We start from the raw sequence: 18,971 nt of genomic DNA, 5'->3' as shown, positions 1-18,971 counted from the left end.
ATAAACCGTGGCGCGCGATCGGGCCGCGCGCAAAAATCTCAGAAGATGCGATAACGGCGGTTGTCTTCGTCGGTCTGCGCCTCACGGCTCGAAGCGATGACCGAGGAGGCGAAAGTGGCGATAAACATTGCCGAAATCAGTGTCGCGAACAGGCCGAGTGCAAAGGTCATGATGTCATCCTCGAGCGCCCGGCAATCCACGTGCCGCGCCCTATATTCTGCCGATGTCAACGTTTGGTGCGAAGGGTTTATTCGCGGGAAGCCATTCTCTCTTCCGATGAGGCCAATATGGCAGCCATTCGTTTCAGGCGAGTGTCTAACTATGGTAAATAATGTTTCAATTTAACCTTGTCCGTCGGAGCCGGCGAATTCTCGAAACAGATCACACGACTGGAAAACGACACCCCGGCGGTCAGGTCCAATCCGCCGAGGATGTCGTCCGGTCGGCGAGATGCCGGCCGATGTCCGCCTGACGGCGGACTGCGCCGTCGCGGCTCAGATGGCGAAATTGAAATCGTCGACCGTGAGGTCGGCCTTGTGGATGCCGATCAGCGTCAGGCTGTCGTCACCCTTGGTGATGACCACACCGTCGGCGCCGTCAGCGGCATGCGACTTGATATCTGCCAGGCTGTTCATGCCGGTCCATTTCGACACGTCGATCGAATCTTCCATATGCGTGAAATCCTTGATCGTATCGCTGCCGTCACCGATGCCGAAATGGAAGACGTCGCTATCGGCGCCGCCGATGAGCACATCGTTGCCCTTGCCGCCGATAAGATCGTCGGCACCGGCCAATCCGGTTAGTTTGTTGTTGCCGGAATTTCCCTGGATGACATTGGCGTCCGTAGTGCCGGTGCCGTCGATATTGCCCTTGCCGAGCAGGACGAGGTGCTCGACATTGGCACTCAACGTGTAGCTGACGGTGGACTTGACCGTGTCGGTGCCTCCGCCCACTTCTTCCTTGAGGAAATGCTTGCTATCGTCGACGATCAGTGTGTCGTCGCCCATGCCGCCGACAATACCGAGCTTGTTCAGCGTGCCGCCCCGATTGTCGAATGTGTCATCACCGTCTCCCAAGGCGACGGCGCCTTTCATCGTGCCGTCATTGACGATGGAGACGTTTCCGTCGAAACTGCTCGCGCTAAGCGCGATCCCTGCCGAGCCCGTCAGGTGGCCATGGTTGACGAACTTAACGTCAGCGCTCCCGGAACTGGTGATATCCGTTATGTAAACACCGACCTGATCGCCATAGATCACGCCATGCTCGCCATTGACGATCTCAGTTCCATCGCCGCCACCCAGAATGCCGGCGAGGCCTGACACAAAGCCGTTGTTGACGACCTTCGAACCGGCGCCTGCGACCAGGATGCCGCCAGCTTCACTGCTGCTGCTGGTAAAGGAGGCAATGATCTTGCCATTGTTGGTGATTGCGGTATCCGTGCCCAACGAGGCAATGCCGATGGAGCCGTAGACCGAGCCGGTAGATCCGATCGAAACTTTGTCGTCCTTGCCTGACGTGATGATACCGGCCTGAACACCGAGAATCTGGCCGTCGATATTGTAAACATTGTCGTGGACGGAATCCGGGGCGTTCAAATTTTCCAAAATGGTTCCAAAAATGCTGCCGCCCCCGCCGCCGAGCAGGCTCAAATCGCCGCCCGCCATGAGGTGAGCACCTTTTTCGACATTCACGACATTGTCGCTATCGAGCATCAAGAGCACACTGGCGGTGAAGCCGGTGATCGTTGTGGTTTTGGTCATGGATAATCTCCGAAAATTCGTTGCACGTTGGACGGCGGCTCAAGTAGCCGAATAGACGAAGTCCCCGTCCGTCAGTTGCGCCTCATGGATGTTCTTGATCAGCAGGGTGTCCTGGCCGAGCGTGATGAGTGTGTCGCTGCCCTGGTCCACGGCGTGATTGGTGACGGCGGCGAGATTGGTCATGCCGGTCCAGTGGCTGAGATCGATGACGTCACTATCGGCCTGGCTGAAGTCGGCGAGCGTGTCATGACCATCGCTCGTGGAGAAATGGAAGGTGTCGGCATCGCCGCCGCCCCAAAGCATATCGGTTCCCTTACCGCCGCTGAGGTCGTCGGAGCCGCCCAGACCCTTGAGCGTGTTGTTTCCGGCATTGCCGACAAGTATGTCGGCAGCCGTGTCCATGCCGGTGCCATTGATATTGGCCTTGCCGATCAGGACAAGGTTTTCGACATTGGCAGTCAGGGTGTAGCTCACCGTCGACTTCACAGTGTCATTGCCGCTGGTGCCGCCGCTATCTTCGCTCAGGACGAGCTTGGCACTGTCGGCGATTAGGGTGTCGTTGTCATCGCCGCCGATAATGGAGCCAGTCATATGGCCACCACGGCCATCGAACATGTCACTGCCGGCACCGAGGTCCACATCGCTGGTCATCTTGCCCGAGTTGACGACCCTGTCGTCGTCCATGCCGCCGATGATCGAAGTGCCGGTCATGGTGCCACGGTGGTTGTCGAAGACATTCGAGCCGTCGCCGAGTTCCACGTTCCCCATGATCTTGCCCGAGTTGACGATCTTGTCATTGCCCGTGCCGCCGATGATCGAACCCGTGATCGTGCCGCCGTGATTGTCGAGGACATTCGTACCATCGCCGAGGTCGACATAGCCATCGATCGTTCCGGGGTTGGTAAGTTTGTCATCGCCGTCGCCGAGGCTGACGTTTCCGGTTATCGAGCCATCGTTCGTGACGGCATCGTTGCCGGCCCCACTTGCGAAAGCGAAGGTGTCAGAACCAATATTCACGGCTGTCACCACCAGTGTGCCGTGGTTGACGAACGTGGACGTGTCACCCATGTTGGTCTGCATATTGACCGCGCTGATCAACGACCGGATGACGCCATTGTCACCGTTGACCACGGTGACGCCGTCACCCGTCGTGCTGATCCCGCTGAGACCTTCGATCAGGCCATCATTCTGCACATGGCTATGGTCTCCCGCCGAGATAATCGTCCCCACGCCCGAGTCGAACCCGGTCGTTATGAGATGACCGCGATTTTCTATTTGTGTCTTGGCGCCGGCAGCATAGATCGCGACCGCGGCCTCGATCTCACCGGTCTTTCCGATCATGATTTTATCTTGCGCTCCGCCGGCCAGAAGACCGATCTCGTAGCCGATGATTTCGCCGTTGATGTTGAAGGTGTTGTGCGACGGCATGGGGGTCTTGGTAATATCTTCCATGAGCGTGGCGGCGGGAGGGCTCGCGGAAGGATCGACCTTGCCGGACATGAGCGTGGCACCCACGTCGAGAGTTAGTTCGGTGTGGCTTGTCTTCACGACGATATTACTGTCGTGAAAGCCCTTGATCGTCTTGTTTGCCATCAGGCTGCTCCTCATGCTGATTGAATGAAGTAAATGCCGCCGCGGCGACGAATAATGACAAATGTCAAATCAAAGGCGACGGCGAGGCTTTGAGAACACCATGCGGTTATCGCGAAAGAGCCGATGGGGAACGCATAGCGAATCTGGTGAAATGGAAGGCTTCAGCCGGGTGGGTGGTGGATAAGCGCCCCGCCGGCAGCCGACATCTGTTCATGTCCTGAACACAGCTTGCTCGTTGCAGCACTCACCATGATTGCCTCCCCGGAACCCCGTTTCCAGCATTGGTTGCTGGTGCACAGCCGGCCGAGCCGGTGCGTCTCTGCTCTTCACGTTTGAGCTTCGTCAAATATTCTTAGCGGATATGAATATCAGTCCGACAGACGAAATCAGTGCTTGGCCAGTTCGACGCAGCCGCAATTCGCCGCGCTAAATCCAGCCCGCTGACAGCGCATGTGCCCAGTCGTAGCGGCCGCGCGATGCCGCAAGCTGCGCCATAGCCTGATGATCATAAGGCACCAACCGAAGTGACACATGCCAGCCCGCCCGCGCCTTTTCGATCACCGCGTAAGAGGCATGCGGCGTGCCCGCTTCGACTTTGTGGTAGAAGGGCTGATCGTCGTCATAGGCGGGGCAGCCGACGCTCCCGGGATTGACGATCATCCGTCCATCCGAGAGTTGCACCACGCGCTGCAGGTGCGAATGGCCGCACAGGATCAGCGGCTCGCCGATGCCGGCCGCGAGCGCCTCGATCTCGGCGAGCGGCTTCGCATGGACGAGGCCTTCGGCGGAGACAGCCTCCAGCCAGTAGCGGTTATCGTCAGTTGGAGTGGCATGGCACATATAGACTTCATCCCTCCAGACACGGCTTGCCGGCAGGCTGCGCAGCCAGTCGAAATGCGTGGACCGGAGATCGTCGATGGCATCTGTCTCCCAGCTGTGCATCTCGGCTCTTGGCCGGTCGATCAGATAGCGGTCGTGATTGCCTCGCACAGTCGGGAAGTCGAATGCCATCAGGAGATCGGCCGTGCGGCCTGCCTCGAGCGGACCCGACAGGCTGTCGCCGAGATTGACGACATCGCCGATGTCCTGGGCATCGATGTCGGCCAGGACGGCTTCAAGCGCCAGGGCGTTGCCATGGATGTCGGCGATAGCGGCGAATTTCAACTGTGTTCCTCGTCAGGAGAAAGATGAGATCGGCCCCGCGGACATTCGCCTTCGTGGCGAGCCGATTATGAAGTCGGTGATAGCGCGGATTGTCGAAAAGCTCCACAGCAAGTGGAAGTCTCGGCGCGCGATTGCGAAGATGGCATGCAAACAGCCGCCGCGGATCAGGCGGCAGCCGTTTGTTGCGCACATGTTCATCAGGCCGGGAAGATGAAGTCGTTCTGGCTCAGATCATGCGTGGACGTATTCTGGATGATCAACTGGTCATTGCCGAGCGTGATCACCACGTTGCCGTGGTCGTTTGACCAATGCTGCTTGACTTCCTGAAAGTTGTTGATGGTGCCCCAGTGGGTCAGGTCGATCTTGTCGTGGTCGCCGTTCTGATCGAAATCAGTAATCGTATCGTGGCCGAAACCGGTCTTGAAGACGAATGTGTCGTCGTTCTTGCCGCCGGTGAGCAGGTCGTCGCCCTTGCCACCGCTGAGCTCATCGGCACCGTCAAGGCCGAACAAGTGGTTCTTGCCCTTGTTGCCGAAAAGATCATCGCCGTCATTGGTGCCGGTGCCATCGATGTCGGCCTTGCCGAGCAGGATCAGTTGTTCGACATTGGCCGACAGAGTGTAGGTCACGGTCGACTTGACGGTATCAAACCCTTCACTGCCGCCGTTTTCCTTGAGCTTCACATGCGCGTTGTCGGTGATCAGCGTGTCGTCGCCGGCGCCACCTTCGATCGCGTGATCGACAGTGCCGCCACGATTATCGAAGACGTCCTTGCCGGTGCCCATATTGATGCGGCCGGCAATCGTGCCCTGGTTGACGACGCTGTCGTCGGAATCCCCGAGCTCGATCGCAAAGGCCTTCCCCTGGCCTGTGATGTGGCCGTGATTGGTGATGTTGATCTTGTCGGTCGCCTCAGTGTTTTCGGAGAAGATCGCCGCCGTCTTGCCGATGATGTTGCTGTGTGTGTCAAGGTTGATCGTCGTGCGGACGTCGGCGACCTGGATGCCGTAGGCTCCTTGAAGCTTACCATCATTCTCAATGGTGGAATTGACGCCGGCGGCATAGATCGCCGCCCCATTCACCGACGAAGCAATCACAGTGCCGGTATTGGTGATCGAGGTATTGAGGCCCGCGTAGTAGATGGCGTCACCGGATGCGTCGGTGGCAGTGATGTGGCCGGCATTCGTGAGGATGGCATTGTCGCCGCTAAATTCGATGCCGCCATTGCCGAGGATCGTGCCGCTCTTGGCAATGTTGACGATCATATCCGTGCCGCTCACCTGGACTGCCCAGGTCGCCTGGTCAGTTTGCTCGACATCGCCTTTCAGGTTGAGGGTGTCGCCGGCGGATGTGTCGCTTACGGCAATCGCAGAATCGACGCCGTCCGCCGTGCGTGTGGCATCGGCCTGGAGCACATAGGTCTTGTCGTCGTCGTCGATCAGATATTGGGTATTGCCGGAGGGAATTTCGATGGCAGCCATGGTCGTCTCCTCGCTGAGCGCCTCATATGTGTGTGGCGGTTGCCACACAGAGATGAGCGCGGTTCAAACTGATGAGGACCTTAACGTCCCCGATGCAAACCTTATGGCTGCGGCTAAACCACGCCTGTTACCCGGGTGACTGTGTAGCAAAAGATATAGACGCCGGGGATCGCCGAGCCGGCCCCGCTGACGGGCGCCATGCACTGTCAGCACGCACCAACGATCGAGGCCGTCTTGAGAACCGGCGGGGACCGCCTTCCGCGTCAGCTGCCGCGATAGGTCGAATAGCCGAAAGGCGAAAACAGCAGCGGCACGTGATAGTGCAGGTTCGGGTCTGAGATGCCGAAGCGGATGGGGATGATGTCCAAGAACAGCACGTCCGGCAGTTTCTGGCCGGTAAACTTCAGATAGGCACCGGTATGGAACACCATTTCGTAGGTGCCTTTGCGAAAAGTCTCACCGGACAGGATCGGTCCGCCGTCGACGCGACCGTCGGCATTGGTGCGCACGGTGCGCAAATACTCGCGAACTTCTTCCTGGATGCGAAAAATATCGATCATGATGCCCTTGGCAGGTATGCCCAAGGCCGTATCAAGGACATGCGTCGTAAGGCCAGTCATAGTGCGACCTCCGAAATGATAAACGGCACGGAATAGAAGTATTTTTCAAGATTATGCTCTTCTCCGAGGCGATCTACAACGAGAAAATCGCGCGTTTCACCAAGAGCCATCAACGGATGGTGCCATGTATTCGCTCGGTAGTTGATGCCCTGGTCACCGCTTGCAAGGAAAACAACAGGCGTGCCCGGTTGACCGCCGCGATCTTCGGCAACGATGACCAGCCAGGGATGACGGTCAAGCGGATGAAAACTCTGGCTGCCGTAGGGATGCCGCTCCATCATATCGACCTTGTAGGGAAAGGTGCGGGCCTGTCCGCGGAACAAGCTGATGATCGCCCGCGCGTCTGTTCCCAGGACTTCGACATTGCCAAGCGCGTGGTAGCGCTCGGTCGTGCCCGAATTGATCATCTGCAGCGTCGTGGGATCTCGTTCGACCACCTGGCCGAACGGTGCAAAAGCCGCCTTGGTCAGCGGCGTGATGGAAAGGGCTTGTGTCATAGCTCATCCGGATGAATTGCCAGTTGAGACCCGGTTAGCGTAATGCAAACGGGGACGCAATGCATCTCCGGCTGTACACCGGCTACCCACTCCTCCTGCCGCTGTCGATCAAGACAATGCGTGGAAGCTGACATCCGCCTTGGTGAGGTCGGCCTCAGTCATGCCTATCAACGTCAGAGAATCGCTGCCGGCGTGGATGATGAGGTTGCCATCATCTTCACTGAGATGGCCGCCATGGATGAGCTCGTGCCAACTTTGGATATCGTCCCAACGGGAGAAATTCAGCACGTCGCCATCGACAAATTTGGTGATCACATCGTGACCGCCATGCGTCTCAAAGACGAACACATCTGCGCCGGAGCCGCCGACGAGCGTGTCATTGCCACCCGCGCCGTCGAGCGTGTCGGAGCCGCTACCGCCCGAGAGCGTATTGGCTGCGGAATTGCCGGTTATCACATTGTCGAGCTTGTTGCCGGTGCCATCGATGTCGGTTTTGCCGAAAAGGATAAGATCCTCGACATTTGCGGATAAAGTGTAAGTCACGGATGCCTTGACCGTATCCGTGCCCTGATTCACCTTTTCGGAAAGGATGTCGGTAGCCTTGTCTGTAATCAACACATCATCGCCGTTGCCGCCGAGGACAGTCCCATCGATCTTGCCGCCACGATCGTCGAACCGGTCGGCATCGCTGCTGAGGTTGATCACGCCTTCGATGACGCCGGTGTTGACGATCGTCACGCTATCATGGGCCTGGATCGCAACAGAGGCCGTTATGCGACCGGCATTAACGATATGAAGGTCGATGCCTGCCTTGTCGTAAATCCCGACGGCAGCGCTGATGAAACTGGTCTTGTCGAGCTTGACGATGTTGTGGTCGCCGAAATTGTAAATACCATCACCGCCGTAAAGCAAGCCGGCGTTTTCGGCGGTGATGCCGTTAGCAGACAGAGACAGTGCGGAACTCGTGGTCGAGACGATCGCGCCGGTGTTGATGACATTGCTATTGTCGCCGCTGAAGACGACACCACCCTCGATCATTCCCTGATTGATGACGGCACTGCCGACACCGTTCATCTGCACGCTCTCCACGTCCGGACCACGGATCGAGCCCATGGCAGCGATCGTCAAAGTGGTCCCCGTGGCATTGGAGACGAAGGCAACCTCGTCGTTGTTCGAAGCGACGACCTGGCCCTTGATGATGACCTGGTCGTTGATATTGCCTGTGTCGACGAATATCGCATGCCCCGCCGACACCGAGATCGCGTCTTGGGCTGCAAGAATGTATTTTGAGAATGAATCCTGAATATCGTATTCGCTGTCACCGCTCGGGATATCGTAGGTCGTCATGTCGCTCTCCGTTACCGGTGATTCGACCCACCAGCCAAACGACCATGCGCGAAATTCGGCCGCTCCTCAACAACAGCCAAGCCCTCCAGTTCTAGCCAAGAATGCTCCGCGCAAGCCGCATGAACACGCGGGCGCCGATATCGATCAGTGCATCGGGGAAATCATAATCCGGATTGTGCAGGCCGGGTGTGCGCTCGCCGGCGCCGAGGAAGAACATTGCCGATGGCGCACCATGGCCGAAGCGGCCAAAATCCTCGGAAGCACGAAGCGGCAGCCCGCGCGCGTCGTGGCTGACGCCCTCGGCGTCGAGCGCGCGTACGAGATGATCGACGGCAACAGGCGCGTTCTCGCAATGCAGGAAGATGTCGTCATAGGAGACTGACAGCGCAAGCCCGCTGCGCTCTGCGGCCTCGCGCGCCAGGGTTTCGGCTGCAGCGCAGAGCGCGTCCATGCGCTCGTCGCGCAGTGTTCGAAGTGTTGCCCAGACTTCGGCATAACCCGGTGCGATGCCGAAAGCCGGCTCGCCCATGGCCGCATGGGTGACGGTAACAAGAGCGAAATCCGGATCCGGCAGCTCACTGTTGGCGAGCGCAGTCAGTGCCGGCATCAGTGAGGCGACCGCAGCCATCGGCGAAACACCCTGATGCGGCATGGAGGCATGCGCGGTCCTGCCGGTGAGCGCGATCCTCATGCCTCTCGAGGCACAGTTCACCACGCCTGCCATAAGCGCCGCATGTCCAAGCGGCATGCCCGGCATATTGTGCAGCGAAAACGATAGGTCCGGCCGGATTTCGGCAAAGCGCGGATCGGCAATCACCGCCGCCGCACCGGCGCCGTTCTCTTCGGCCGGCTGGAACATCAGCACCACACGGCCGCGCTTCGGGCGCTCGCGCGACAGGCCGCGGCCAAGTGCGGCGAGGATGGTCGAATGACCGTCATGGCCGCAAAGATGGCCCTTGCCTGATATCTCGGACTTGTAGGGGACATCGGTCAATTCCAGGATCGGCAGCGCGTCGATCTCGGAGCGGAAGAGCAAGGTCGGCCCCTGCCCCTCGCCGGCGAAAACGGCCGCGACGCCATGACCGCCCAGGCCGGTCAGTACTTTGTCAGGTTGCATCGGCGCAAGAAAGGCGGCGACCCGCCTCGCCGTCTCCGCCTCCTCACCCGATATTTCCGGGAAACGATGGAGTTCATGGCGAAAGCCAATGAGGTCAACCATGTCGGCGTTGGTGAGAAACATCGGACTCCGGGAGTGGGATGGCAGCGAATGGCGAAGGTCAGTAGTCAGTAGTCAGTAGTCAGTAGAATGCGACCACGAATGAAATAAACAACGATTCTCCACCAATCGTTCGCCTCTAACTATTCGCTACCGGCTACTGACCACCCATTTCTCACTCGCCAAAACTCATGGCATTGAGCCTGAGAGCCGCGATCTTCTCCACCTCTTTGCAGGCGGTGTCGAATTCGACATGGCGGCTGTTGTGGATGCGGTTCTCGAAGGCGTGCAGGATCTCGTCTTTCTTCAAGCCCTTGACGGCGATGATGAAGGGGAAGCCGAACTTCGCCTGGTAGCGGGTGTTGAGATCGGTGAAGCGCTCGAACTCGGTTTCGGTCAGCCGATCGAGACCGGCGCCCGCCTGCTCCTTGCGACTGTCCACAGTCAGTTCACCCGCCACCGCCAGCTTGCCCGCGAGATCAGGATGGGCGCGCAGCACCATCAACCGCTCCTCTTCGGACGCGGCGCGAAAAGCACCCGACAGGATATGGTGCAGCGATTCCGCCGACAGATGCCGCGGCAGTTCATGCGCTTCGTAAGCACGCTGTGCGATCCAGGCGGAATGCTCAAAGACGCCGCCGAAGCGTGCGATGAAATCCATCTCATTCATGGCCGGTCTCCTGATTTTTCGAAAACGCGACGAATCCTGCCCAAAACGCAGGGGGGAACAGAATGAGAATTAGCGCCGCATCCGGCAAAAGTCGAGGCGAATTGAGACCTCTCAACAGGCCTCTGTGAGGCTGTGGCGATTCAGCTGGCAAGGCCCGCGGTTGCAAGCTGCAGCAACGGGTGCCAACATGGAGCAAGACCCCGATCAACGCCTCGGCCGCATTGGTCAAGTGAAGCCGAACAGCTTTCGTCGCTGCTCGGCCCGTTTAAGGCCGGCCAGTCCTCCAGCAATAATCGCCAGCCGGCGCGCTCGCGCAATCTGAAATCTGGCGAACTCCGCACAGACTTTATGCGGCCAGAAAGGGCTGTTGTTTTGCGCTCATATGACAAAATCGGCGGATGTGATCTCGGACGCCTTGACGTGCAGCAGCGTCATCGTGCTGCCGTCGGCCATGGTCAGGACCACGCCGTCGTCTGACTTGGCGACATCAATATCCTTGAAGTTGCCGACAATGTAATCCTGCTTGCTGCCACCGCCATTGGCGTCGAAATCGTCGACGACGTCGCTGTCGGGCGAGAAAAGGAACTGGTCGGAACCGGCGCCGCCCTGCATGTGGTCATGGCCCTTGCCGCCGTAGATCTGGTCGTTGCCTTTGCCGCCGTCGATTGTGTCATCGCCCATGCCACCGGTCAGGTAGTCATTCGTGCTCGATCCGGTGATCTTGTCGTTGCCGGCATGGATCATGTCGAGGAATATCTCGACGCCATTGGTGCCGGTCAGGGTCTTGGTGAGCGACTTGGCGCTGAAATCACCGTCGGTGACGGTGACCATCGCTTCGCCATCGCTGTTTTCAAAGGATATGGAATGAATGGTGCCGGTGAAGCCGTGCTTGCCATACTGAAAGCCGGTGCCCGAAAAAACGATGTGCTCGCCGCCATTCGTGTCCGTATATTCCGCATGCGTGCCGGAGCCTCCCTTGTCGAGCTTCAGTGTTTGCTCATCATAGATCGCAGCGAGACTGCCGAATTTGCCGAGCAAGGGGGTAAAAGTGAATTTTGCCATGATCGCCTCCCGGGTTCGCTTCTCGAGGAAGCACGAGCAGCAACGATAATCGTTGCGGCCGCCCCTGCCAAGCGGCGGTGCCAGCCCTGAAGCCTATCGATTCCCGACCATGCGCTGCAGGCGTCTCCCACCCGCAGTCAGATGGGCGGCGCGAGGCTGACGCAGTGATTGGCTGGCTGAATGGAGGCCGCCGCAGCCCGCTTGCCACGGCGGCTATGAACCACGTCGCCTCCGTCGGTTTTCTTAATACTGGAAGAAATTATCGGCTGTCAGGTGGTGATGCTTGCCGATATCGGCGATCTCCTCCAGGCCACCCGATTTGCTGCCATTGGCGTCGTAATAGACGATGCCGTTGTCGGAATCGTAGAGGATTCTGACAGCAGCGGTCTTGGCATCATGGCCGGCACCGGCCTGGAATTCACCAGCCACCATATGATGCGTCACGGCACCGCCAAAGCTGTCCGCCGGACCGGTTCCCTTGATGCCTTTGAAATCCACGTCGTTAAAGGCAAGCCGGTCGTCCGTGTCGTTGAAATCCTTGACGGTGTCGAAATTTTCAGCCGTCGCCTTGGTGTTGAACAGGAACGTGTCCTTGCCGGCGCCGCCGATCATGGTCTCGTGGCCATCGCCGCCGATGAGAAAATCATCGCCATCCTGGCCCTTCAGCACATCGTCGCCGAGACCGCCACCGATCATATTGCGCTTGTTGTCGCCGATCAGCGTGTCGTCGTAACCGCTGCCGTTGAGGATTTCGATATTCTTGATGTTGAGCGTGTTATCGCCGTTGCGGTCGGTATAGTGGAATGTGTGCTGCGTCAGCGAAAAGGTGATCGGCCGAAAAACATAGGCGAAGCTGATGCAGTTGTTGCCGGCACCGCCGTCGACCGTGTCCTTACCGGAGGACACGTAGATGATGTCGTCGCCTGCGTCGCCGAACAGTTTGTCGTCGCCCCAGTCGCCCGAGATCACGTCATCTCCATTGCCGCCATGGATCGTGTCGTTGCCTTGCAAGCCGTAAAGATGATCGCCACCGCCCAGGCCCGAGATCTCGTCGCCGTCGCGCGTGCCGCTGATGTTGTTGTCGTTGCCGTCCCCGGTCTTGTTTGCCATTGGCGTCTCCTGATGAGGCGTCATTATTGGAAATGAGGCCATGCGGATCGATCCGCATTCAATATTAAGAAAAGCGGGGCAGGACCCGCCGTGAAGGCTTCAAAAAGCGTCGACGACCCATCGAGGATAGAACGCCGCCGCGACGAAAAAAGAGTGGTGGCCGCGCTGATCCGGAAAAGCCGGCACGGTCACCACTTTACGTCTGTCGAAGCATTCTTGTGACGGTCGGTACTGGAGGTTTATTCGCGCAGGACGGCAAAAAGCCGGCGCGATCACCGCAGGAAGGGCAAGAGGGTCAAACGCAGAAAGCCGGCAGCGCCCTCATGTGCACTGCCGGAAATATGCTCGGCCATCTTCTCAATCATCATTGTCCGCGTCGTCAGAAGACAACGCAAGATGACATCGATCTCGTTTGAAAGCCGCGGCCGATGGGTACCCGGACGCTTTGCTTGCCCAACCGCCGTTACATCACCGTCTGGAAATCCGCCTGCGTAATGTGGGACTTGGTGGCGTGTTCAAGCGTGAGCACGTCGCCGCCCTTGAAGTCGATTTCAACGACACTGTGGTCCACCTGCTTGATCTTCAGGACATCGGCGAAATTGGCGTCGATATAATCCTGGTTGAGGCCGCCGCCATCGGCATCGAAGTCCCGGATCGTGTCGTGACCGTCGCCCTTGTTGAAGACGAAGATATCAGAGCCGGTGCCGCCATAGAGCATGTCGTCGCCCTTGCCGCCAGCCAGAATATCGTTGCCGCCATTGCCCTTGATATTGTCCGCACCGCCAAAGCCGTATAGCGCATCGCCGTTTGCAGAGCCGACGAAAGTGTCCGCCTTGCTAAGCGCGATCTGCAAAGCCTTTTCGACACCCTTGTCATGCAGCGCCTCGATGATCTTGGCGGCATCGAACGTGCCTTGAGTGACGCTGATGAGCGAGGCCTTGTCACTGTTTTCGAAATTGATCTTGGTGATCGTGCCGGCGGTGATCCAGCCGTCAGTATATTCGAAACCGGTGCCGTTGAGCACGATGTGGGCATTGCTGGTTTCGTCGGTGTAGACCGCCTTATCCGACATGGTGGCCTTGTCAGGAAACAGCTTCGAAGAATCGTAAAAGTCCGCCGGGTTGCCGAGTTCACCGAGCAGGTCGCTGATGACGATTTTGGCCATTGATCTTATCTCCCATGTAAGGACGCCGGATATCGTTGATTTTCGGGAATGCTCTACGGTTGCCCGTTGTATTGGTTGCAGGCGCCTGTCCGAAAGAGCATCGCTCAGAAGTCGTGATTAAGTCAAGGTTAACCCAAAACCGCGACTTGAACACAGGACGTTCGACCCTCGGCTTTTCTTCGGGGTGGAAGAAAAAAGAACATATGTGCTGGAATGAAGCCCGGGAATGGGGCAGTCGGCGGGAGAGGTCGCCGCTTTGAGCGCCGGATGGACATCCTCCATTCCCAGCATGTTTTCGGAAGCTGCCCAGCCCTGTCCAATTCGGAGAACCCGCAAGTTGCGACGCAATTCTCAGGCGCGCCGCCGACGCTGAAGGCCGGTTCCGCGGTGGCGGAGGTGCTCTCCTCAGGCCGGCTTATGATGCTCGTGCCAATGGCGGGCGATGTCGATGCGCCTTGGGATCCAGACGCGATCGTGCTTCAAGACATAATCGATGAAGCGGCGCAGGCTCGCGGCACGGCCGGGCCGGCCGACGAGGCGGCAATGCAGGCCGATCGACATCATCTTCGGCGAACCTTGTCGCCCCTCCTCATAGAGCGTGTCGAAGGCATCCTTGAGGTAGGCGAAGAACTGGTCGCCGGAATTGAACCCCTGGGGCGTGGCGAAGCGCATGTCATTGGTTTCGAGCGTATAGGGAATGATCAGGAACGGCTTGCCGCCGAGGTCGGGGACCCAGAAGGGCAGGTCGTCGGAATAGTTGTCGGAGGAATAGAGGAAACCGCCCTCCTCCATGACAAGCCTCAACGTGTTGACCGAGGGCTTGCCCTGATACATGCCATAAGGCCGCTCGCCGGCCACCTCAGTGTGCAGCCGCACCGCATCGAGGATGTGCCGCCGCTCGGCCTCTTCGGAAAAATCCTTGTATTCCAGCCACCTGTAGCCGTGGCTGGCAATCTCCCAGCCGGCCTCGTTCATCGCTGCCACCGCATCCGGATTGCGGGCCATGGCAAGCGTCACGCCATAGACGGTGACCGGCACGTTCATCGAGGTGAACATGCGATGCAGCCGCCAGAAGCCGGCGCGCGAGCCATATTCGTAAATGCTCTCCATGTTGAGATTGCGCTGGCCCGGCCAAGGCGCGGCCCCAACGATCTCCGACAGGAGGTTTTCCGAGGCCGCATCGCCGTCGAGAATGCAGCTCTCGCCGCCCTCCTCATAGTTCAACACGAACTGCACCGCGACATGCGCGCCGCCGGGCCATTTCGGATCGGGGATGTTGCGGCCGTAGCCGATGAGATCGCGGGGGTAGGAAGTGTCGGGCATGCTTTTTCCTTCGCTTTTCCGGCAAACTAAAAGCGGAAGACGTATTTGTCGAGAGTTTGCCATGCTTGGCAGTCGATGCTTCGACAGAGATCAACCCTGCGGCATTCTATCGCACACCCACCGCCGTCCGTCAGCTTGTATGCCTGCAAATACAACGCGATAAAGGCTGCAATGCAGAACTGCAGGATGCGCATGAGGGACGCTGATGACCAACACGACCGGTCTCGTCATCCAGGGGGGTGACGATGACGACGAGCTGAACGTGAAAATCGACTGGAATCAAAACGGGACCGCCACAGTCTACAACGTCATCTATGGCGGCGGCGGCAACGATCGGCTGAGCGGCCAGGCGAGCGACTTCGAGCCCTATGCAACCCGGTTCGGCTTGCAGCTTTTCGGTGAGGACGGCAACGACACACTCTTGGGCTCCGGTGGGAAAGACACGCTTTCCGGCGGCGATGGAAACGATACGATACACTATTTGGGAGGAGACGCGGTCGTCGACGGCGGCAGCGGACGCGATGTCCTCGACGTCGATACTTATGCGACGCTTTCCGCCGCCAAGCTCTCCACGACAGGCATCGAAGAGATCGATTTCACAGCTGAGACCGTCACGGTTGGCGACCTCGATTTGTCCCATTTCGTCCTTCGCAATAAGGCAGCCAATGCCGACGTTTTCCAAATGGTGTTCACGCACCAGGCGACCGTCGAAGACTTGGATTTCATAGGCCGTCATTGGCATCTCACCGGATCTTCCGCCGACGATCTCTTCGATGTGTCGTCGTCACGCGTGCCGCTGTGGATCTCTGCCGGTAAGGGCGATGACACGATCCAAGGCGGTGATCAGAACGATGATCTTCGTGGTGAAGCCGGCAATGACATTATTTTTGGCGGCGGCGGCGACGATTGGATGTGGGAACAGAAAGGCACGGACACGATCCATGGCGGCGACGGCAACGACAGGATCACTGTCATCCAGCAACAGTCGGGCATCGTGACCGGAGATGCCGGCAACGACACGATTGATCTGACGGCAAACAAATCAACGCTCGTGGACGGCGGTAGCGGAAACGACAGATTCGTCCTCCAAGGAAATGCCGGAGACCTTCTCATACAGGGCGGCGATGGCCGCGACACAATCGACATCGACCGTGACGCCGACCTTTCGCAATGCAAGATCGGCGGCGTCGAAACGCTGATGGTGACGCCCTACAACAATTTCAAACTGACCATTGCCGCCACCGCGCTCGAGCACATACAATCCGTCAGCGGAGATTTGTTTTCGATCCATCTTTCAACCGCCGCCGATTTCCACTGGAACCCAGCCGGGAACGCCAAGCAGTATATTGACCTCTACGGTTCAGATGAGAACGACCATATCGATATGGGCGCTTCACGCATCAACTGGTCCGTGAATGGTGGCGACGGCAACGACAGACTTGTCGGCGGCATTGGTATCGAGGCCCTGCAGGGCGGCAATGGCGATGACGCATTATGGGGCAATGGCACGCAGGACAAGCTGAATGGCGGCACCGGCGACGACACGATCCGCGAATACGGCGGCCTGGCGACGGTTCACGGCGGCGTGGATAACGATACTCTCTACGCGTATGGCGCCAAGGCCTATCTCTTCGGTGACGATGGCGACGATACCCTGGTGGCCACATATGGCCTGGACTACATGTATGGTGGCGACGGAAACGATAGCTTCGTCTTCTCCAACGCGACAGAAGGGGCGATTATCTACGATTTCGACAGGCAGGGGCACGATGTGATCGACTTCTCGCGCGTCACCACAATCAAGAATTTCCAGGACATGATGTCCAACCACATCAAGACGATCGATGGCGTGCATGCGGTGTTCATCACCTTCGGCCACAGCGAGATCGCCATTAACCACGTCAAGACTGCAGACCTCCAGGCATCCGACTTCGTTTTTTGACGTCCACGCAAGCGCTGCACCTTGTCTCTGCGTCGGCGGCGGCATGGTCTGCGCCTGGCCTCGACACTGACCCTGCGACAGCACCTATCTTCTACCTATAGGTGCTATCGATATCTGGCCGTACGTGACGCAATGGTCCGCCGGTGTGGCGTTCTGCCATACCGGCCTCGATCTCGGTCAGCTTGCGTAAGCTTGAAGGCAACAGGATAAAAACGGCAATGTAAAATCGTAGAGCGCCCCAACCGGAGAGCGTCCAGCAGGCAACATCGCGACGCGCGCAGAACCAAAACAACTCGATCTCGAAGACCAAGTGAAGAAGGGCAAATACCGACATGACCGATATAACGGGCCTGGTCGTTCAAGGTAACAACCACAAGAACCGACTCAGTGTCGAAGTCGGAGAATCGTCCGGCGGTGACAGGTTAATATACAACGTGATCGACGCGGGCGGTGGCAGCGATACGCTTTGGGGGGACTATAACGGGAAGATAACGATATCCAAGGTTTATGGCGCCCAGCTTTTCGGCGAAGATGGCAATGATGACATCACGGACTCGGTTGGAAACGACACGTTGAGCGGCGGAGCCGGCGACGACCTCATTACCTACGAGTACGGCAAGGACGTGATCGACGGAGGCGATGGAGAAGACACGCTGAAGGCGGTCGGCAAGGTTCTGGCATCCGACGGCCTTGCCATCACCGGCATCGAAAAGCTCTATATCGCCAACAACGCGAAGATCGGCGATCTGGACCTGACGCAATTCGATTCGATAGTCAGCCTCAGCATCCTTTCGTTTAAGCGTCCAGCCACGATCGACGACGTCAATTTTGCCGGCAGCCACATAGACCTGGTCGGCACCGCTTTCGACGATCACTTCGACGTCTCAAATACAGCCACACGGTTCACCATTTCCGGCGGAGGAGGTGATGACGTGATGGTCGGCTCGCAACGCGGGGACTACCTCAGCGGGCAGGCCGGAAACGACACACTTACTGGCGGGTCGGCAAACGACTCGATCACGGGCGGGGCTGGTGACGATATCGTCAACGGCGCAGGTGGCAATGATTACCTGTTCGACAACCACGGCAGCAATACGATTCACGGCGGTGAGGGCAATGACCGACTGGTGGTCACCGAGGCCGGACACGACCGGTTCTATGGCGACGACGGCAATGATGTGATCACTCTAGGCGCAGGCAAAGGTACTGCCGAGGGCGGCGCGGGCGATGACAGTTTCGTCGAGAATTTCTATGGCGTACACGGACGTTGGTCGCTCAACGGCGGCACAGGCGAAGACCGTCTCTATGCCAGCGGCGACGTTGCTTCAGATTCGAAGATCAACAGCGTCGAGCAGCTATATCTCCAGGGAACTTTGACCATCGATCCTAAACTACTGGACTCATTCGCCGGAGTGCATGATGCCGCCGGTCATGAGATAAATTTTTCGCACGGTGGTGATTTCACTTGGAAGAAGGTGAAAGACGATCTGTCCAGCACGGCGACACTGCATGGCTCCGTGGCCACCGATCACATCGATCTCAGCGCTTCGAACGGCCTCTGGTTCGTCGATGCCAGCAACGGCAATGATACTGTCATATTGGGCAAACATCTCGATAGCGGGTTTCCGGAATACAATACTGCCTTGGGCGGCAGCGGTGATGATTGGCTGATGGGGGGAGCGTCAGATGATCTCCTCTCCGGTGGCAGCGGTGACGACGTGCTGATCGGCACTGCTGGCACTGACGGCATGGACGGCGGCGAAGGCAAAGATACCTTCGTCTTCACAGAGATACGCGGGCAAACGGGGATCGATGATTTCACCGCCAAAGGCCCCTCTCACGATGTCATTGATCTTTCGGCCGTCAAATCAGTGAGAAACTTCAGCGATCTGATGGTGCATCACACCGTTCAATATGACGGCTATCTCGTAGTCTGGTTCGGCCATAACAACATCTTCCTCGAGGGGATTACAGTGAAGGATCTCAATGCGTCTGACTTCCAGTTTTGAAGCAGGCGCCCC

At 58.2% G+C, this 18,971-nt stretch carries 16 protein-coding genes; 2 read left to right on the top strand and 14 right to left on the bottom strand.

Annotated elements, in window-relative coordinates:
• Positions 1–38: 38 nt before the first annotated feature.
• The 14 genes from AC1DYF_RS01085 to puuE form a co-directional block, all read right to left on the bottom strand.
• The gene (locus AC1DYF_RS01085; protein WP_477874343.1) at positions 39–170 is read right to left on the bottom strand and encodes a hypothetical protein; all 132 of its coding nucleotides are present in this window, start codon (positions 168–170) and stop codon (positions 39–41) included.
• Between the two features lie 324 nt (positions 171–494).
• A complete protein-coding gene (locus AC1DYF_RS01080) occupies positions 495–1,760 on the bottom strand; it encodes a calcium-binding protein (RefSeq protein ID WP_477874341.1) in 1,266 nt (421 codons plus the stop codon).
• A 39-nt stretch (positions 1,761–1,799) separates the two neighbouring features.
• A complete protein-coding gene (locus AC1DYF_RS01075) occupies positions 1,800–3,353 on the bottom strand; it encodes a calcium-binding protein (protein WP_477874339.1) in 1,554 nt (517 codons plus the stop codon).
• A gap of 426 nt (positions 3,354–3,779) precedes the next feature.
• Positions 3,780–4,517 carry a metallophosphoesterase family protein gene (locus AC1DYF_RS01070; RefSeq protein ID WP_477874337.1) on the bottom strand — a complete coding sequence of 246 codons (738 nt, stop codon included), beginning with the start codon at positions 4,515–4,517 and terminating at the stop codon, positions 3,780–3,782.
• A 197-nt stretch (positions 4,518–4,714) separates the two neighbouring features.
• Complete coding sequence (locus tag AC1DYF_RS01065) at positions 4,715–5,998, bottom strand: calcium-binding protein (RefSeq protein WP_477874335.1); 1,284 nt, start codon at positions 5,996–5,998, stop codon at positions 4,715–4,717.
• A 263-nt stretch (positions 5,999–6,261) separates the two neighbouring features.
• Entirely contained in the window at positions 6,262–6,618 is a 357-nt protein-coding gene (uraH, locus tag AC1DYF_RS01060; RefSeq protein ID WP_477874333.1) for a hydroxyisourate hydrolase, read from the bottom strand.
• A complete protein-coding gene (locus tag AC1DYF_RS01055) occupies positions 6,615–7,115 on the bottom strand; it encodes an ureidoglycolate lyase (RefSeq protein ID WP_477874331.1) in 501 nt (166 codons plus the stop codon). The genes uraH and AC1DYF_RS01055 overlap by 4 nt, the downstream gene beginning before the upstream one ends.
• 108 nt (positions 7,116–7,223) lie before the next feature.
• Positions 7,224–8,462, bottom strand: a complete 1,239-nt coding sequence (locus tag AC1DYF_RS01050) for a hypothetical protein (protein WP_477874329.1) — start codon at positions 8,460–8,462, stop codon at positions 7,224–7,226.
• Between the two features lie 91 nt (positions 8,463–8,553).
• The gene (locus AC1DYF_RS01045; protein ID WP_477874327.1) at positions 8,554–9,702 is read right to left on the bottom strand and encodes an amidohydrolase; all 1,149 of its coding nucleotides are present in this window, start codon (positions 9,700–9,702) and stop codon (positions 8,554–8,556) included.
• A gap of 151 nt (positions 9,703–9,853) precedes the next feature.
• The gene (gene uraD / locus AC1DYF_RS01040; RefSeq protein ID WP_477874325.1) at positions 9,854–10,348 is read right to left on the bottom strand and encodes a 2-oxo-4-hydroxy-4-carboxy-5-ureidoimidazoline decarboxylase; all 495 of its coding nucleotides are present in this window, start codon (positions 10,346–10,348) and stop codon (positions 9,854–9,856) included.
• Positions 10,349–10,726: 378 nt separating this feature from the next.
• Positions 10,727–11,410 carry a calcium-binding protein gene (locus AC1DYF_RS01035; protein ID WP_477874323.1) on the bottom strand — a complete coding sequence of 228 codons (684 nt, stop codon included), beginning with the start codon at positions 11,408–11,410 and terminating at the stop codon, positions 10,727–10,729.
• Between the two features lie 243 nt (positions 11,411–11,653).
• A complete protein-coding gene (locus AC1DYF_RS01030; RefSeq protein ID WP_477874321.1) occupies positions 11,654–12,520 on the bottom strand; it encodes a calcium-binding protein in 867 nt (288 codons plus the stop codon).
• Between the two features lie 463 nt (positions 12,521–12,983).
• Positions 12,984–13,685, bottom strand: a complete 702-nt coding sequence (locus tag AC1DYF_RS01025; protein WP_477874319.1) for a calcium-binding protein — start codon at positions 13,683–13,685, stop codon at positions 12,984–12,986.
• A gap of 405 nt (positions 13,686–14,090) precedes the next feature.
• Positions 14,091–15,008, bottom strand: coding sequence for an allantoinase PuuE (gene puuE / locus AC1DYF_RS01020; RefSeq protein WP_477874317.1), 918 nt, complete (start codon positions 15,006–15,008; stop codon positions 14,091–14,093).
• Positions 15,009–15,213: 205 nt separating this feature from the next.
• Between puuE and AC1DYF_RS01015 the strand changes: the two genes are divergently transcribed.
• Together AC1DYF_RS01015 and AC1DYF_RS01010 are read left to right on the top strand one after the other, a co-directional pair.
• Positions 15,214–16,950 (top strand): calcium-binding protein, encoded by a 1,737-nt coding sequence (locus AC1DYF_RS01015; RefSeq protein WP_477874315.1) that lies wholly within the window; start codon positions 15,214–15,216, stop codon positions 16,948–16,950.
• Positions 16,951–17,282: 332 nt separating this feature from the next.
• Positions 17,283–18,959 carry a calcium-binding protein gene (locus AC1DYF_RS01010; RefSeq protein WP_477874313.1) on the top strand — a complete coding sequence of 559 codons (1,677 nt, stop codon included), beginning with the start codon at positions 17,283–17,285 and terminating at the stop codon, positions 18,957–18,959.
• Positions 18,960–18,971 lie beyond the last annotated feature (12 nt).

It is taken from the genome of Rhizobium sp. P2_G9 (assembly GCF_056403475.1).
The sequence above is the reverse complement of the archived record's forward strand: the minus strand, read 5'-3'. Positions and strand labels throughout refer to the sequence as shown.

What these genes read in the sequence shown, in the direction of transcription:
- AC1DYF_RS01075 (WP_477874339.1), bottom strand. Translation starts at nt 3,353, where the DNA reads ATGGCAAACAAGACGATCAAGGGCTTTCACGACAGTAATATCGTCGTG.
- AC1DYF_RS01085 (WP_477874343.1), bottom strand. Translation starts at nt 170, where the DNA reads ATGACCTTTGCACTCGGCCTGTTCGCGACACTGATTTCGGCAATGTTT.
- AC1DYF_RS01045 (WP_477874327.1), bottom strand. Translation starts at nt 9,702, where the DNA reads ATGTTTCTCACCAACGCCGACATGGTTGACCTCATTGGCTTTCGCCAT.
- AC1DYF_RS01030 (WP_477874321.1), bottom strand. Translation starts at nt 12,520, where the DNA reads ATGGCAAACAAGACCGGGGACGGCAACGACAACAACATCAGCGGCACG.
- AC1DYF_RS01065 (WP_477874335.1), bottom strand. Translation starts at nt 5,998, where the DNA reads ATGGCTGCCATCGAAATTCCCTCCGGCAATACCCAATATCTGATCGAC.
- AC1DYF_RS01025 (WP_477874319.1), bottom strand. Translation starts at nt 13,685, where the DNA reads ATGGCCAAAATCGTCATCAGCGACCTGCTCGGTGAACTCGGCAACCCG.
- uraH (WP_477874333.1), bottom strand. Translation starts at nt 6,618, where the DNA reads ATGACTGGCCTTACGACGCATGTCCTTGATACGGCCTTGGGCATACCT.
- AC1DYF_RS01010 (WP_477874313.1), top strand. Translation starts at nt 17,283, where the DNA reads ATGACCGATATAACGGGCCTGGTCGTTCAAGGTAACAACCACAAGAAC.
- puuE (WP_477874317.1), bottom strand. Translation starts at nt 15,008, where the DNA reads ATGCCCGACACTTCCTACCCCCGCGATCTCATCGGCTACGGCCGCAAC.
- AC1DYF_RS01050 (WP_477874329.1), bottom strand. Translation starts at nt 8,462, where the DNA reads ATGACGACCTACGATATCCCGAGCGGTGACAGCGAATACGATATTCAG.
- uraD (WP_477874325.1), bottom strand. Translation starts at nt 10,348, where the DNA reads ATGAATGAGATGGATTTCATCGCACGCTTCGGCGGCGTCTTTGAGCAT.
- AC1DYF_RS01055 (WP_477874331.1), bottom strand. Translation starts at nt 7,115, where the DNA reads ATGACACAAGCCCTTTCCATCACGCCGCTGACCAAGGCGGCTTTTGCA.
- AC1DYF_RS01035 (WP_477874323.1), bottom strand. Translation starts at nt 11,410, where the DNA reads ATGGCAAAATTCACTTTTACCCCCTTGCTCGGCAAATTCGGCAGTCTC.
- AC1DYF_RS01080 (WP_477874341.1), bottom strand. Translation starts at nt 1,760, where the DNA reads ATGACCAAAACCACAACGATCACCGGCTTCACCGCCAGTGTGCTCTTG.
- AC1DYF_RS01015 (WP_477874315.1), top strand. Translation starts at nt 15,214, where the DNA reads ATGACCAACACGACCGGTCTCGTCATCCAGGGGGGTGACGATGACGAC.